This is a genomic window from Halomonas sp. 3D7M (assembly GCF_014897885.1).
In the GTDB taxonomy this organism is placed as follows: Bacteria; Pseudomonadota; Gammaproteobacteria; order Pseudomonadales; family Halomonadaceae; genus Vreelandella.
On sequence record NZ_JABUZF010000252.1, the window covers coordinates 29591 to 44866 of the forward strand.

10 protein-coding genes (1 of these 10 running past the window's edge) are annotated in these 15276 nt (G+C 55.0%); 6 read left to right on the forward strand and 4 right to left on the reverse strand.

The window, feature by feature from the left end:
- From xdhB to INT22_RS15440, 3 genes are all read right to left on the reverse strand, one after another.
- On the reverse strand, positions 1 to 2347 hold the 5' portion of the coding sequence (xdhB, locus tag INT22_RS15430; protein WP_193068514.1) for a xanthine dehydrogenase molybdopterin binding subunit. 56 nt of this gene lie to the left of the window's left edge; 2347 of the gene's 2403 nt are visible here — the first part of the coding sequence; it begins with the start codon at positions 2345 to 2347; its stop codon lies beyond the left edge, outside the window.
- Positions 2331 to 3815, reverse strand: coding sequence for a xanthine dehydrogenase small subunit (gene xdhA, locus INT22_RS15435; protein ID WP_193060641.1), 1485 nt, complete (start codon positions 3813 to 3815; stop codon positions 2331 to 2333). The genes xdhB and xdhA overlap by 17 nt, the downstream gene beginning before the upstream one ends.
- A gap of 106 nt (positions 3816 to 3921) precedes the next feature.
- Positions 3922 to 5280 (reverse strand): NCS2 family permease, encoded by a 1359-nt coding sequence (locus tag INT22_RS15440; RefSeq protein ID WP_083000706.1) that lies wholly within the window; start codon positions 5278 to 5280, stop codon positions 3922 to 3924.
- 575 nt (positions 5281 to 5855) lie between these two features.
- On the opposite strand from INT22_RS15440, the gene carA reads away from it, so the two are divergent.
- From carA to greA, 3 genes are all read left to right on the forward strand, one after another.
- A complete protein-coding gene (carA, locus tag INT22_RS15445; RefSeq protein WP_193060672.1) occupies positions 5856 to 7001 on the forward strand; it encodes a glutamine-hydrolyzing carbamoyl-phosphate synthase small subunit in 1146 nt (381 codons plus the stop codon).
- A gap of 72 nt (positions 7002 to 7073) precedes the next feature.
- Complete coding sequence (carB, locus tag INT22_RS15450; protein WP_193060640.1) at positions 7074 to 10304, forward strand: carbamoyl-phosphate synthase large subunit; 3231 nt, start codon at positions 7074 to 7076, stop codon at positions 10302 to 10304.
- On the forward strand, positions 10301 to 10777 hold the full coding sequence (gene greA / locus INT22_RS15455) for a transcription elongation factor GreA (protein WP_009723748.1): 477 nt from the start codon (positions 10301 to 10303) through the stop codon (positions 10775 to 10777). Before carB ends, greA begins: the two co-directional genes overlap by 4 nt.
- 132 nt (positions 10778 to 10909) lie before the next feature.
- On the opposite strand, the gene yhbY is transcribed toward greA, so the two are convergent.
- Positions 10910 to 11236, reverse strand: a complete 327-nt coding sequence (yhbY, locus tag INT22_RS15460; protein ID WP_089039920.1) for a ribosome assembly RNA-binding protein YhbY — start codon at positions 11234 to 11236, stop codon at positions 10910 to 10912.
- Between the two features lie 114 nt (positions 11237 to 11350).
- On the opposite strand from yhbY, the gene rlmE reads away from it, so the two are divergent.
- The 3 genes from rlmE to folP all read left to right on the forward strand — a co-directional run bounded on the left by rlmE (position 11351) and on the right by folP (position 15265).
- Positions 11351 to 11998, forward strand: coding sequence for a 23S rRNA (uridine(2552)-2'-O)-methyltransferase RlmE (gene rlmE / locus INT22_RS15465; RefSeq protein ID WP_083000710.1), 648 nt, complete (start codon positions 11351 to 11353; stop codon positions 11996 to 11998).
- A 244-nt stretch (positions 11999 to 12242) separates the two neighbouring features.
- On the forward strand, positions 12243 to 14240 hold the full coding sequence (gene ftsH / locus INT22_RS15470; RefSeq protein ID WP_089039919.1) for an ATP-dependent zinc metalloprotease FtsH: 1998 nt from the start codon (positions 12243 to 12245) through the stop codon (positions 14238 to 14240).
- A 107-nt stretch (positions 14241 to 14347) separates the two neighbouring features.
- On the forward strand, positions 14348 to 15265 hold the full coding sequence (gene folP, locus INT22_RS15475) for a dihydropteroate synthase (protein WP_193060639.1): 918 nt from the start codon (positions 14348 to 14350) through the stop codon (positions 15263 to 15265).
- Positions 15266 to 15276 lie beyond the last annotated feature (11 nt).

Below are 15276 nucleotides of genomic sequence, written 5' to 3' on the forward strand. Positions count from 1 at the left end.
CCGCCATGACTCGCTCCGGTGTGGCTGGGGTGTCCAGAGGTATCGCCTGAGTGTATCCGTTTAGGCTGGCCAAGCCGTCACGCAGAGCCGCCCATACCGACATACCAAGCATGAAAGGGGGTTCACCCACGGCCTTGGAACGATAGATGCTGGCCATGGAGTTGGGGTGGCCTTCCATTAAGGAGGTATTGAAAGTGGCGGGTAGGTCGCCGTAAGTGGGAATCTTGTAGGTCGCGGGGCCATTGGAAATCAGTTGGCCTTTATTATTCCATTTCAGCTCTTCACTGGTTAACCAGCCCATCCCCTGAATAAAACCACCTTCGACCTGGCCGATATCGATAGCCGGATTCAGTGAGTCACCCACGTCGTGGAGAATATCGACACGATCTACTAGGTACTCGCCGCTCAAGGTATCGATTGAAACTTCGGCCACCGCCGCACCAAAGGCATAGTAGTAAAAAGGGCGTCCATTGCCGGTGGCGCGGTCATAATGGATCAATGGGGTAGCGTAAAAGCCTTTTTCCGAAAGTGAGATGCGCGATAGATAAGCGGCTTGAACCAGCTCTCCCCAAGCGATGCGGCGTTCACTTTCGCCAAAGCCGGCTATTAAATAACCCTCTTTGATGTGGATGGTTTCTCGATCGAGATGGTAGTGCTCGGCGGCAAAGTCATAAAGTCGTGTTTTTAGTTTGAGTGCCGCATCGCGCGCCGCCTGGCCATTGAGATCGGCACCGCTGGAGGCGGCGGTGGGAGAGGTGTTGGGCACCTTGTCGGTACGCGTGGCGGTGATGCGCACGCTATCAAGATCCAATCCCAGCTCACGCGCAACTACTTGGCAAATCTTGGTGTGCAGCCCCTGACCCATCTCGGTGCCGCCATGGTTGATCATGACGCTGCCGTCGGTATAGACGTGAAGAAGCGCGCCCGCTTGGTTGAGGTGCTGGGCGGTGAAGGAAATGCCGAATTTTACCGGGGTCAACGCTAAGCCTTTACGAATGACGGGGCTCTTGGCGTTGAACTCTCGGATCGCTCGGCGCCGCTGCCAGTAGTCGCTAGAGGTTTCGAGTTGCTCAACCAGCTCATGCAGTAGAACGGTCTGATCTACCGTCTGGCCGTAATGCGTCGTGTTGCGGCCGTCGCGGTAAAAGTTGCGCTTGCGTATCGTCAGCGGATCTTCGCCCAGACGGCGAGCGATATCCTCCATTGCCGCCTCAATAACCATCATACCTTGGGGGCCGCCGAAGCCGCGGAAAGCTGTGTTAGAGGCCGTATGGGTGCGCGCTCGATATCCTGTAACGCGGACGTCACCCAGCGAATAGGCGTTATCCGAGTGGAACATGGCGCGATCAACAATGGCGTCGGAAAGGTCGGGTGAATAGCCACAGTCGCCGATTACATTGATATCGCCACCCAGAATCACGCCCTGAGCATCGACGCCAAGACGGTAGTCGTTATGAAAAGGGTGGCGCTTTCCGGTGACGCGCATGTCATCGACCCGCGGTAAGCGGAAGCGGCAGCTGCGCCCGGTTCGTCTAGCGATTAGGGCGGCTAGGCAAGCCCAGGGAGAAGCCTGTGTTTCCTTGCCGCCGAATCCGCCCCCCATGCGGCGAGTCTCGACGGTAACGGCATGGAAGGGAATGCCGAGCACCTCGGCAACCAGTTTCTGCGTCTCGCTAGGATGCTGGTTGGAGGTATGAATCATAACGCCTTCGTCTTCGCTGGGATGAGCGACGCAGGCTTGCCCTTCCAAGTAGAAGTGTTCCTGGCCACCGACAAACTGTTTGCCAGCAACGACAATGGCAGCGTCGGCAAAGGCTTTTTCCCAGTCTCCACTGATCTGTTGATGAGTAGGGCGTACCAGATCGCCCGCGTTGGCGGCAGCAACGGGGTCGAGGCTTGCAGGGCGCTCCTCGATCTCGATAATTGCCTTTTCGACTGCTTGACGAGCCGCACGGTGGCTGTCGGCCGCCACGGCAAATAGCACCTGGCCCGCGTAGAGCACTTCGCCGTCGGCCATGATGGGATCCCCTGGGAAAACGGGGCCAATATCGGTATGGCCTGGCACGTCTGCCACGCTAATAACATCGACCACACCAGGAGCAGACCTTACCGCTTCCAGATCCATGCGGGTAATGCGCCCGTGGGCGACAGATGACAGGCCTGCGGCTAGGTGGAGGGCATTGGCCGGAAGGGCTAGGTCATCAATATAAGCCGCGCGCCCGGTGACATGCTTGATGGCACTCTCGTGATTGGCCGAGGTGCCAGAAAAAAAACGGCCGGTATGTTGTGCTGGCTGAAATGCTTTCTGCTCAGGCTGTGGTGCTGGCAGATCAGTGAGCGTACGCATGGAGCATCACCTCCTGAGTGTGTGGTTGGGCGTGGGTAGACGATTCGATGACCAGACGCAGGCGTTCAAGTAGCGCGCTCGCTGAGCGCGTGCGGTAGTCGGCACTGCCACGAACATCGCTCATCGGTGAAAAGTCATTCGCGAGTGCTTGGCGTGCAGCCTCAAAGACGCTTGGTGAGGGGGGATTTCCTTCGAGAGCCGCTTCGGCCCCACGGGCTCGGGCAGGTATGCCGGCCATGCCACCGAAGGCCAGGCGTACATCGCGTAGACACCCATCCTCCAGATGCCAGGCAAAGGCACTCAGCACGGCAGAAATATCATCTTCGCGCCGCTTCGAGAGTTTCCATACTTTCAACTGATGGCCTGCTTGTGGGGCCGGGATGAAAACCGCGCTTAACACCTCATTGTCAGCCAAGTCGGTTTTTTTGTAGTCGATGAAGAAGTTGCTGGCGGCAATCTCGCGGGAGCCGTTAGGGCCTGCAAGACGAAGCTGTGCATCAAGAGCCAGCAGCACCGGCGGGGTATCGCCGATGGGGGATGCATTAGCAACGTTGCCGCCCAAGGTGCCGCGGTTGCGTACTTGTGCCGAGCCTAGGCGGTGTAGAAGATGGGCAAAGGTTGGATATTCACTCTCGAGTAGGGGCTCCAGGCGTGCATAGGTGACGGCTGCTCCGATCCACCAGCCGGGACGCCCGCTCGCATCCTGACCTTGTTCAATTTGCTGAAGCTCACTTACGCGGGTGGTGTCGATAAGCCGTGGTAAGTCCTTCAGTTGTTGGGTGACTTCAAGCCAAAGGTCAGTGGCACCCGCAACCAAGCGTGCTTCTGGATGGGCTGCGCGTAGGCGCACTAGGTCATTCAGCTGGCGAGGCTGATGGAAACGGCTGCTGGTTTCGTCCAGGTTGGCCACGTGCTGATTATCTTGCGCATCATTCAGTGTTGCATCTAACCATTCAGGGCGATGACCATCGATACTGTTCATTGCTAATGCCGCATCACGAATGGGGCGATAGCCAGTGCAGCGACACAGGTTGCCGCCAAGTGCGGCTTCAAGGCGCTCAGGGCTAAAGGGAGTGGCGAGCGGGTTAGTGTGCTGTTCTTCGTGCAGTGTGAACAATGACATCACAATGCCCGGCGTGCAGAAGCCGCATTGGCTACCATGGCATTCGACCATGGCTGCCTGGGCGGGATGCAGGTATTGCTGGTCGTCAGCGAGACCTTCGACGGTGACTAAGTGGCGGCCTTGGAGCTGATGAGCGGGCATGATGCAGGCGTTGGCGCTGTGGTAGCGTAGCTCGCCATTGGCATCGGGTGCCCCGATGGCTACCGTGCAAGCGCCGCAATCACCAGACGCGCAACCTTCCTTGGTGCCGGTCAGGTGTAGTTGTTCTCTTAGCAGTTCCAGAACGCTAAGGTGAACATCCGCTGTAACGCGATGCGGTTGCCCATTGAGGTGAAATGTAATCATAGTTCTACCCGTTATGTTGTTATTGGTTGCTTAATTGCTGTCCGATCGGTCAGGTGGTGCGTGAGAAACGGGGTATTTCTTGATGACTCAGCATGAGAAGAGTCGTCTATTGTGCTGTCAGTAGCATCACCACCGCTAACAGGGCGGAGACCCACATCGCAGGCTTAATCTCATCCAGCTTGCCGGTGGCCAGCCGGATGAGTACAAAGCTGATAAAACCAAAGGCGATACCCAGGGTGATGGAGTACGTCAGCGGCATTAAAATGATGGCTAGAAATGCGGGGAAGGCTTCCTCGAGACGGCTCCAGTCAATCTTTCCAATCGGTGCCATCATGAACAGCCCCACCAAGACAAGAGCTGGGGCTGTCGCGATGCTGGGAACTAGGGACAGCAACGGTGAGAGAAACAAGAAAGGCAGGAACAATACGCCAATAACGACGGCCGTGAGTCCTGTGCGGCCGCCCTGGGCAACGCCAGCACCGGATTCGATAAAGGTTTGTGCCGCGCTGGTGCCGAGAGGGGCCGCGATCATCGATGCGAAAGCATCCACCGTCATGGAACGCTTAAGGTTGCGTGGATTGCCGTTGGCATCCTTGAGATCCGCTGACTCGGATAGCGCCATAAAGCAAGACAGTGAGTCGAAGAAGTTAGTAAACAGCATCACGAAAATGAACGGCAGGTAAGCCACCTTGAGGGCGCCTAGAATATCGACCTTCATTACCGCCGAGAAATCCGGCCATGCGGCTAGGCCTTGCCAAGCCACCAATACGTCGTCACTCCACAGCCGCCCCATAGGGATTGCCAACAGAGTGGTTAGGGCGATGCCTAAGATCAGAGCGCCATTGAAGCCGCGAATGACCAGTATCGCGGTAGCCATTAGGCCAATAAAGAAGGTTATTAGGCTTGCGTTTAAATCGCCCAGGCTAATCAGGGTCGCTGGGTTGGCTACGATGAACCCGGCATTCTTGAGCCCAATAAAGGTGATGAATAGGCCTATCCCACAGGTGATGGCATAGCGCAATGAGGCTGGAATGGCCTCGATGATGGCTTCGCGAACGTTAAACAGCGCCAAAATAGCGAACAGTACTCCTGACCAGAATACGCAGCCTAGAGCAACTTCCCACGATAACCCTGCGCCAAGCACCAGGGTGTAGGTGAAAAGCGCATTCATGCCCATTCCAGGAGCAACTAAAATTGGATTGCGGGCATACAAGCCCATGGCCAAGCTACTAAAAAAGCTGATGACCACGGTGGCGGAGAGTGCTGCAGAAAAGGGAATACCCGCATCAGATAAGATGGCTGGGTTGACCACGATGATATACATCCCGGCTAGAAACGTCGCGATGCCTGCAAGCACTTCGGTCTTCACCGAGGAGCCGCGGCGGCTGACATTGAAGTAATTATCCAGGGTGCTCGTTGCTTGCACGGGAGGAGAGCCGGAATACGGCGTAGGGCTTTGTGGCATGACGATATTCTCTTTGTATTTGTTGGGTGAGCTATCGAAAAAAACGTGTTTGACCATTTGGTCAACTCGGACAAGCGTAGACAAAAAAACATCAAGAAGGCAACCAAATATATTAATTACGTACACAAAAAATTTTGGGGCGACTTCCATCCTCCTCATTTATCAATGACCTGAAGGTCGTGGCATATTGATTGCAGGGGTAAAATGGAGCATATAAAGTTGCTGGTAGTTTTAGGGCTAGCCTAAGGTCGATAAATCCTGTAACATTCCAAAAATTTTGGCCCAGTGGCTGCAAAAAGCAGCAAAATATCTGCAGCGAACGAATCGCTGTAGGGTAAGCACCGCGCTTGTTGCACTGGCCTCAGGTTAGAGAAAACAGTCAGCTAAATGCTGCGCCATGGCCATTCGCCACGGAAGAGAACAACAAGCGGGATGAAACCGATTTTTTTACTATCGGCTTCGTCCCGCTTTTTTACGACCCGACGTTTGCACGCAAACGCCGACAAACCGGATCGCCGAGCCTGCGCCCACAGGCTCCCACCAGCATGGGAGAACTTGTCTTGAATAACCCCGCATTGAGCAAACCCGCGATATTGGCCCTGGAAGATGGCAGTGTGTTTCATGGCATTGCCATTGGCGCGGATGGCGTCACAAGCGGTGAGGTGGTGTTCAATACAGCCATGACCGGCTACCAGGAAATCCTCACTGACCCTTCTTACACCCGCCAAATCGTCACGCTGACCTATCCTCATATCGGCAATACCGGCATTAATTCGGAAGATGTGGAATCTGCATCGATTGCCACAGCGGGCCTGGTGATTCGTGATTTACCCCTGCTGGCCAGCAGTTTCCGTTCAGAGCAAAGCCTCTCTGACTATCTAAAAAGCCAAAATGTGCTGGGCATTGCGGATATCGATACTCGCCGTTTAACGCGCATTCTGCGTGATAAAGGCGCGCAAAACGGTGCGATTCTGGCGGGTGCAGAAGCAGAGGGCGATGATGCGGTAGAGCGGGCGCTGGCGGCAGCGAAGGCATTTCCCGGGTTGAAGGGCATGGATCTGGCCAAGGAAGTCTCGTGCAAAGAGGCTTACGAATGGACCCAAGGCGAGTGGACGCTGGGCGAGGGCTATGCTGATGCTTCCCAAGGTGAGCGTCCTTACCACGTGGTGGCGTATGACTTCGGGGTGAAATTTAACATCCTACGTATGCTGGCCGAGCGCGGCTGCCGGTTGACGGTCGTACCGGCACAAACGCCTGCGGCTGACGTGTTGGCGATGAATCCGGATGGGATCTTTTTGGCTAACGGCCCCGGTGACCCCGAGCCCTGTGATTACGCCATCAAGGCAATTCAGGATGTATTGGAAACCAATACGCCGGTATTTGGCATTTGCCTTGGTCACCAGTTGCTGGCGCTGGCCTCGGGTGCCAAAACCATCAAGATGGGCCACGGCCACCACGGTGCTAACCATCCGGTGCAGGATTTAGACACCGGCACGGTAATGATTACCAGCCAAAACCACGGCTTTGCTGCCGATGAAGCGACCCTTCCAGCCAACGTGCGTGCCACGCACCGTTCGCTGTTCGATGGCACGCTGCAAGGGATCGAGCGCACTGACCGCCCGGCGTTTAGCTTCCAAGGTCACCCGGAAGCTAGCCCTGGCCCGCGTGATGTGGCGCCGCTGTTTGATCGCTTTATTACCATGATGCAGGCGCGTCGCTAACGCTGCCCTTGATCGCCGCCATGTAACGCCGTTTTTTTGTCGCTCATCGTCACCTATTTTGCGGGAACCGTTATGCCTAAGCGTACCGATATCAACAGCATTCTTATCATTGGCGCTGGCCCGATTGTCATCGGCCAGGCCTGCGAATTTGACTACTCTGGCGCCCAGGCGTGTAAAGCGCTGCGTGAAGAGGGGTTCCGGGTTATTTTGGTTAACTCCAACCCGGCCACCATCATGACCGACCCGGCCATGGCCGATGCCACCTACATCGAGCCGATTACCTGGCAAGCGGTTGAAAAAATTATTGAGGCCGAGCGCCCGGACGCGATTCTACCCACGATGGGTGGTCAGACAGCGCTCAACTGCGCGCTTGACCTGGAAAAGCATGGCGTACTGGAAAAGTACAGCGTCGAGATGATTGGTGCCAATGCCGATGCGATTAACATGGCTGAAGATCGCGATCTGTTCGATCAAGCCATGAAGCGCATTGGTTTGGAGTGCCCGAAAGCCAAGGTGGCGCACACCATGGATGAGGCCTGGGAAATTCAGGCTGAATTAGGCTTTCCGACCATTATTCGTCCTTCTTACACCATGGGCGGCTCCGGCGGCGGCGTGGCGTATAACAAAGAAGAGTTCGAAGAGATCTGTACCCGCGGTTTCGAGCTTTCCAATAACCACGAGCTGCTGATCGACGAATCGCTGCTGGGGTGGAAAGAGTACGAGATGGAAGTGGTGCGGGATAAGAATGACAACTGCATCATTGTCTGTGCGATTGAAAACTTCGATCCGATGGGTGTTCACACCGGTGACTCGATTACCGTCGCGCCAGCGCAAACGCTGACCGACAAAGAGTATCAGATCATGCGTGATGCCAGCCTCGCGGTACTGCGCGAGATTGGTGTGGAAACCGGCGGCTCCAACGTACAGTTTGGTATGGACCCGAAAACCGGCCGCCTGGTGGTTATCGAGATGAACCCGCGGGTATCGCGCTCGTCGGCGCTGGCATCTAAGGCTACTGGTTTCCCGATTGCCAAAATCGCCGCGAAACTGGCGGTGGGTTACACCTTGGATGAGCTGCAAAACGATATTACCGGTGGCCGCACGCCCGCGTCGTTTGAGCCATCAATCGACTATGTCGTCACTAAGATTCCGCGCTTTACCTTCGAGAAATTCCCTCAGGCAAACGACCGCCTGACCACCCAGATGAAGTCGGTGGGCGAGGTGATGGCGATTGGCCGTACGTTCCAAGAGTCGCTGCAGAAAGCGCTGCGCGGCCTGGAAACCGGTAACGATGGTCTTGATCCGATCATCACCGATTTCACGCCAGACAATATGGCGATCATTCAGGGCGAGCTGCAGGCCGCCGGTGCCGAGCGTATTTTCTATGTGGCTGACGCCATGCGCTCTGGAATGAGTGTTGATGAGGTATTTGCGCTCACCAATATCGACCCTTGGTTCCTGGTGCAGTTGGAAGACCTGGTGTTGACTGAAAATGCCGTCGCCAAGCGCGCTCTGGCCGATTTCTCTGCTCGCGAGCTTTACCAGCTTAAGCGCAAAGGCTTTGGTGACGCGCGTTTGGCCAAGCTGCTGGGCGTGTCTGAAAAAGAGTTCCGCAAAACGCGCCAAGCAGCGGGCATTCGTCCGGTTTATAAACGTGTCGATACCTGTGCGGCGGAATTTGCCTCAGACACCGCTTACATGTACTCCACCTATGAAGAGGAGTGCGAAGCGGACGTCTCTGATCGTCAGAAAATTATGGTATTGGGTGGTGGCCCGAACCGTATCGGTCAAGGTATCGAGTTCGATTACTGCTGTGTTCATGCCGCCTTTGCCATGCGCGATGATGGCTATGAAACCATCATGGTCAACTGCAACCCGGAAACCGTTTCTACCGACTACGACACCTCTGATCGTCTCTACTTCGAGCCGGTGACGCTGGAAGATGTGTTGGAAATTGCCGACAAAGAGAAGCCGGTTGGCGTGATTGTGCAGTTCGGTGGCCAAACGCCGCTGAAGCTTGCCCGTGAACTAGAGGCAGCAGGCGTGCCGATTATCGGTACCACGCCGGACGCCATTGACCGCGCTGAAGACCGCGAGCGCTTCCAGGTAATGATCGACAAGCTAGGCTTGAAGCAGCCGCCCAACGCCACTGCCCGTAGCTTTGAAGAGGCGTTTTCCAAGGCAGAGGCCATTGGCTACCCGCTGGTGGTGCGCCCTAGCTACGTGCTGGGTGGTCGGGCAATGGAGATCGTTTATGACGCCTCCGAGCTTGAAAACTACATGACCAATGCGGTGAAGGTGTCTAACGACTCTCCCGTTTTGCTTGACCACTTCTTGAGTGCCGCGATCGAAATTGATATCGACGCTGTGTCGGACGGTCAGCAGGTGGTGATCGGCGGCATTATGCAGCACGTTGAGCAAGCTGGCGTTCACTCTGGTGATTCCGCCTGTGCGTTGCCGCCTTACTCGCTGCCTGCCGATGTGCAGGATGAAATGCGCGAGCAGGTCAAGAAAATGGCCGTTGAGTTGGGCGTTAAAGGTCTGATGAACGTGCAGCTGGCGTGGCAGGGTGGCGAAATTTATGTCATCGAGGTTAATCCTCGTGCGTCGCGTACCGTACCGTTTGTGTCTAAGTGTATCGGCACTTCGTTGGCGCAAATTGCGGCGCGCTGCATGGCGGGTAATACACTGGCCGAGCAGGGCTTTGAGCGCGAAATTATCCCGCACTTCTATAGCGTGAAAGAGGCGGTCTTCCCGTTCAACAAGTTCCAGGGTGTTGACCCGATTCTGTCGCCCGAGATGAAGTCGACGGGTGAAGTAATGGGCTCTGGCGAGACCTTTGCAGAAGCGTTCTTTAAAGCGCAGTTGGGCGCTGGCGAAGCCATTCCAGCATTGGATGGTGACCGTAAAGCGTTCCTTTCGGTACGCGAGCCCGACAAGCAAGGGATTATCGAAGTGGCGCGTTCTCTGCTAACATTGGGCTTCACACTATGTGCAACGCGCGGTACAGCGGCAGCACTTGAAGCTGCTGGACTGGAAGTGGAGCACGTCAATAAAGTCTACGAAGGCCGTCCCCATATTGTCGATCTGTTGAAGAACGACGAAATCGCCTACATCGTGAACACGACTGAAGGTCGTCAGGCTATTAACGACTCTTCAATTATTCGCCGTACTGCTCTCGCGCGCAAGGTGCCCTATGCGACCACCTTGGCGGGCGCTAATGCTGTTTGCATGGCGCTTGAGTACGGTAGGGAGATTACGGTGCGGCGCCTTCAGGATCTGCATGCAGGAGCAAGTCAATGAACAAGGTCCCGATGACGGTAGCGGGAGAAAAAAGTCTTCGCGAAGAGCTTAATCACTTGAAGGGCGAAGCCCGCCCTCAAGTTATTGCTGCTATTGCTGAAGCGCGTGAACATGGCGATCTCAAGGAGAACGCCGAGTACCACGCCGCTCGCGAGCAGCAAGGATTTATTGAAGGCCGTATCCAGGAAATTGAAAGCAAGCTTTCAGGTGCGCAGGTCATCGACGTTACTAAGCTGCCCAAAACCGGCAAGGTGATCTTTGGGGTTACCGTGTCGTTGCTGAATCTGGATAGCGACGCCAGCGTTACCTACCGCATTGTTGGTGAAGACGAAGCCAATATTAAAGAGGGGCGCATTTCTGTGACCTCACCTATCGCCCGAGCAATGATTGGCAAAGAAGAAGGCGATGTGGTGGTGGTAAAAACACCTGGTGGCGATGTTGAGTACGAAATTGAGAGTGTTGAACATCTCTGATTTACCGCGGTGACGCGGGGCGGGCGTCTTGATGGCGCCTGCAGTCCAGGCACACTAAAAGGCCCGTGACGGTGACGTCGCGGGCCTTTTAGTATCATGCGTTCATGCGTTGTTTAACGAGTCACGTGTGGGTTAATGCCGTCCGTGGTGGTTTTCAAAACGCGTGATGTTGGAAAGCTTGGGGTTTACCTTTGGGTTGTGGCGATAGAGCAGCGCCATTTTGCCAATGGTTTGTACTAGCTCGGCGTTACTGTCGGCGACTAGCTCATTGAGCGCCGCGACGCGGTCTTCCCGCTCGGGAATAGCGAGCTTCACTTTGATGAGCTCGTGATCGTTGAGCGCGCGGCTGAGTTCTGCGAGCAAATTTTCGGAGACGCCGTTCTCAGAAACGGTGACCACTGGATTAAGGTGATGGCCAATGCTACGAAATGCTTTCTTTTGTGCCTGTGACAAGCTCATGGTATCTTGCGGTATCCCGGTTAGCGCTTAACGCTCCATCTTACGGTGAAATGCCGTTAAGTGAAAGCAATCGCGTGAATGCGCCCATCTCTTATTCCAGTGTTAGATTCCCACATGCAGCAAAAGCCCCCAAGCCGTAAACATTCAGTGAGCAAGACCAGCAACAACTGGAAGAAAGAACATTTCGACGATCAGTATGTGAAACAACGCTGGCAAGATGGCTATCGCTCCCGTGCAAGCTATAAACTGCTTGAGCTTGATGAAAAGGATAAGCTGTTTCGCCCAGGCATGACGGTAATTGATCTAGGCGCTGCCCCAGGGGGGTGGAGTCAAATTGCCGCAGAAAAGGTGGGGCCTGACGGTGTCGTGATAGCGTCAGACATATTAGAGATGGATGCCCTCGCCGGCGTTGACTTTATCCAGGGCGATTTTACTGAAGAGAGCGTGCTTAACGCGATTCTTGAACGTTTAGGAAATCGTCAGGTAGACCTTGTGATGTCCGATATGGCCCCCAATATGAGTGGTATGGCGGCTATTGATCAGCCACAGGCAATGTACCTTGTTGAACTCGCTTTGGAACTTGCGCGAGAAACGCTACCGCCTGGCGGGCGTTTTCTGGCTAAGGTATTTCAAGGCGAAGGATTTGATACCTATTTGAAAGAGCTCCGAAGTAGCTTTGATCGTGTTGTGACTCGCAAGCCGGATGCTTCGAGGGCGCGCTCGCGGGAAGTCTATTTTTTAGCGGAAGGATTTCGAGGCTAGCGAGACGTGGCCCTGTACTCGTCAGTGAGTGCGAGCGTGTAGATACTGGCGGGTAATAGCAAAGATTTATCACCACGATTGCCAGACAGGCAGGCGTAAATTGTGTCACATTATGCACATTGGACGAGCGTGACACAGATGGCCCAAAGCAAAATGTGCTTTGGCAATGGTTGAACGTTAAGCTCTAGTGTAAGGTCTGAGTATTGACGGTTAACTGACGGATTCTTGTAATGAGGGTAGCCCCTTGAACGATATGGCGAAGAACCTGATTCTGTGGTTGGTCATCGCGGCCGTTCTACTGACAGTGTTCAACAATTTCAGTACGGAAAGCGCACCGCAAACCACCAACTACTCTCAGTTTGTGCAGCAGGTGCAAAATCAGCAGGTACGTAGTGTCACGATTGATGGCTATACCATCATTGGTGAGCGTACGGACGGTTCTCAGTTCCAGACCATCCGCCCGTCGGCGGAAGATCCTAAGCTGATGGATGATCTGCTAAGCAATAACGTGACCGTTGTCGGTAAAGAGCCGGAACAACAAAGCATCTGGACGCGCTTGCTGATTGCGAGCTTCCCGATTCTGCTTATTCTGGCCATCTTTATGTTCTTTATGCGCCAAATGCAAGGTGGAGCCGGTGGCGGTAAAGGCGGTCCCATGAGCTTTGGTAAGTCGAAAGCCAAACTGCTTTCCCAAGATCAGATCAAGACCACATTTGCCGATGTTGCAGGCTGCGACGAGGCGAAAGAAGAAGTTGAAGAGCTTGTAGACTTCTTGCGTGATCCTACTAAATTCCAGCGTTTGGGTGGCACAATCCCGCGCGGTGTATTGATGGTAGGTCCGCCAGGAACAGGTAAAACGCTGCTGGCCAAGTCCATTGCGGGCGAAGCCAAAGTACCGTTTTTCTCTATCTCTGGTTCAGACTTTGTTGAAATGTTTGTGGGCGTTGGTGCTTCACGCGTTCGTGACATGTTTGAGCAAGCCAAGAAACAAGCGCCTTGCATTATCTTTATTGATGAAATCGATGCGGTTGGCCGTTCACGCGGTGCTGGCATGGGTGGCGGCAATGATGAGCGTGAGCAGACACTCAACCAGTTACTGGTAGAGATGGATGGCTTCGAAGCTAATGAAGGGGTCATCGTCATTGCGGCCACTAACCGCCCTGACGTGCTTGATCCTGCGCTGCTGCGTCCGGGGCGTTTCGACCGTCAAGTAACGGTTGGGCTGCCGGATATTCGTGGCCGTGAACACATTCTGGGCGTTCACCTGCGTAAAGTGCCGCTGGCGGATGATGTTAAGCCGCAGCTGATTGCGCGCGGTACGCCAGGCTTCTCTGGTGCGGATCTTGCGAACTTGGTCAACGAGGCAGCGCTGTTTGCCGCCCGTCGTAACAAGCGCTTGGTTGCCATGGAAGAGCTGGAGCTTGCTAAAGACAAGATCATGATGGGCGCTGAGCGCAAATCGATGGTTATGACCGATAAAGAGAAGCTCAACACGGCGTATCACGAATCAGGTCATGCCATTATTGGCCTTGTTGCGCCGGAGCATGATCCTGTTTACAAAGTGACGATCATCCCGCGTGGCCGTGCGCTAGGCGTCACCATGTTCTTGCCGGAAGAAGATCGTTACAGCCTGTCTCGCCAGCAAATTCTCAGTCAGATTTGCTCGCTGTTTGGTGGGCGTATTGCCGAAGAGATGACGCTGGGTGCTAACGGTGTGACAACGGGTGCTTCAAACGATATCAAGCGCGCCACCGAGCTGGCCCATAACATGGTCGCTAAATGGGGGCTATCGAATGAGATGGGCCCGATCATGTACGACGAGGATGAGTCCCACCAGTTCCTTGGTGGCCCTGGTCAGGGTGGCGGTAAGCTAAAATCTGGCGAAACGACGTCTCGTCTCGATAAAGAAGTGCGCAAGATTATCGACGAGTGTTACGAGCAGGCACGCCAGATTCTGGAAGATAATCGCGACAAGCTAGATGCGATGGCCGAAGCGCTGATGAAGTACGAAACCATCGATGCTGATCAGCTGAAAGATATTATGGAGGGGCGCGATCCGCGTCCGCCAGAAGGCTGGAACGATGGTGATTCATCTGGCGGCGGCACGCGTGTTGGTGACGAGAAGGCGGAGGAAAAGGCTGACGGTACGCCTTCTGATGCATCTGGCGACGATGGCGAAGAGGATGATGACCAGCCACGCCGTCGTCCTTCTGACCCGTTAGGCGGTCCCGCAGGTCCTTAACGTGTGCGAGTGTTAGAGATGTTAGCAAAGGCGCCCCATAACGGGGCGCCTTTTTGTTATGCTGTGAAGCCATTGCAAACACGTTTTTTCTTTTAGTAGGCCGCAGCATGAAACCGATAGTTGACTCTTCATCGCCTTCACGGGCAGCGGATAGCGCATATCACCTGCGCTGTGGGCGCCATTCATTAGATCTTTCGTTTCCACGGGTAATGGGTATTCTGAATGTTACGCCGGACTCCTTCTCTGATGGCGGGCAACACATTGGTCTAGATAGCGCGTTGCGCCACGCTGAACAAATGTTGGCGGAAGGGGCCGCGATGATTGACGTGGGCGGGGAGTCGACAAGGCCGGGGGCTAGCCCTGTATCAGAGCAGGAAGAGTTAGACCGTGTGGCGCCTGTGGTTGAAGCGTTAGTGCACGAGCTAGATGCGCTGGTGTCAGTCGATACCAGTAGCCCTGCTGTTATGCGAGAAGTAAGCGCGCTTGGCGCTGGTATGATTAACGATGTGCGAGCGCTAGAGCGCGAGGGTGCGCTGGGCGCTGCGGCAAGCACTGGCCTGCCTGTGTGTTTAATGCATCGCCAGGGTGAGCCCCAGGATATGCAGCAGTCGCCCTATTATGGTCAGCCAGTTGAGCGAGTGGTTGCCGACTATCTTGCTGAGCGGGTAGCGGCGTGTGAAGCCGCTGGAATTCGCCGTAGCCGTCTGTTGGTAGATCCTGGTTTTGGTTTTGGCAAAACCATTGAACATAACCTGCGCTTGCTGAAGTATATGGATGAACTTCAGGCGCTGGAGTTGCCGCTGTTAGTGGGGATGTCGCGGAAAAGCATGATTGGTAAAGTGTTGGGTCGCCCGGTGGAGGAGCGCTTGGCCGGAAGTCTTGCGCTAGCAGCCATGGCGGTTGAACGGGGCGCCAATATTTTGCGCGTGCATGATGTCGGGCCCACGGTAGATGCCGTGGATATGGCATGGGCGGTGCTTCAGGAAGGCTGCGAGCCGCCGTTAAATAAGGAGATGGCGCCATGACGCGACGTTAT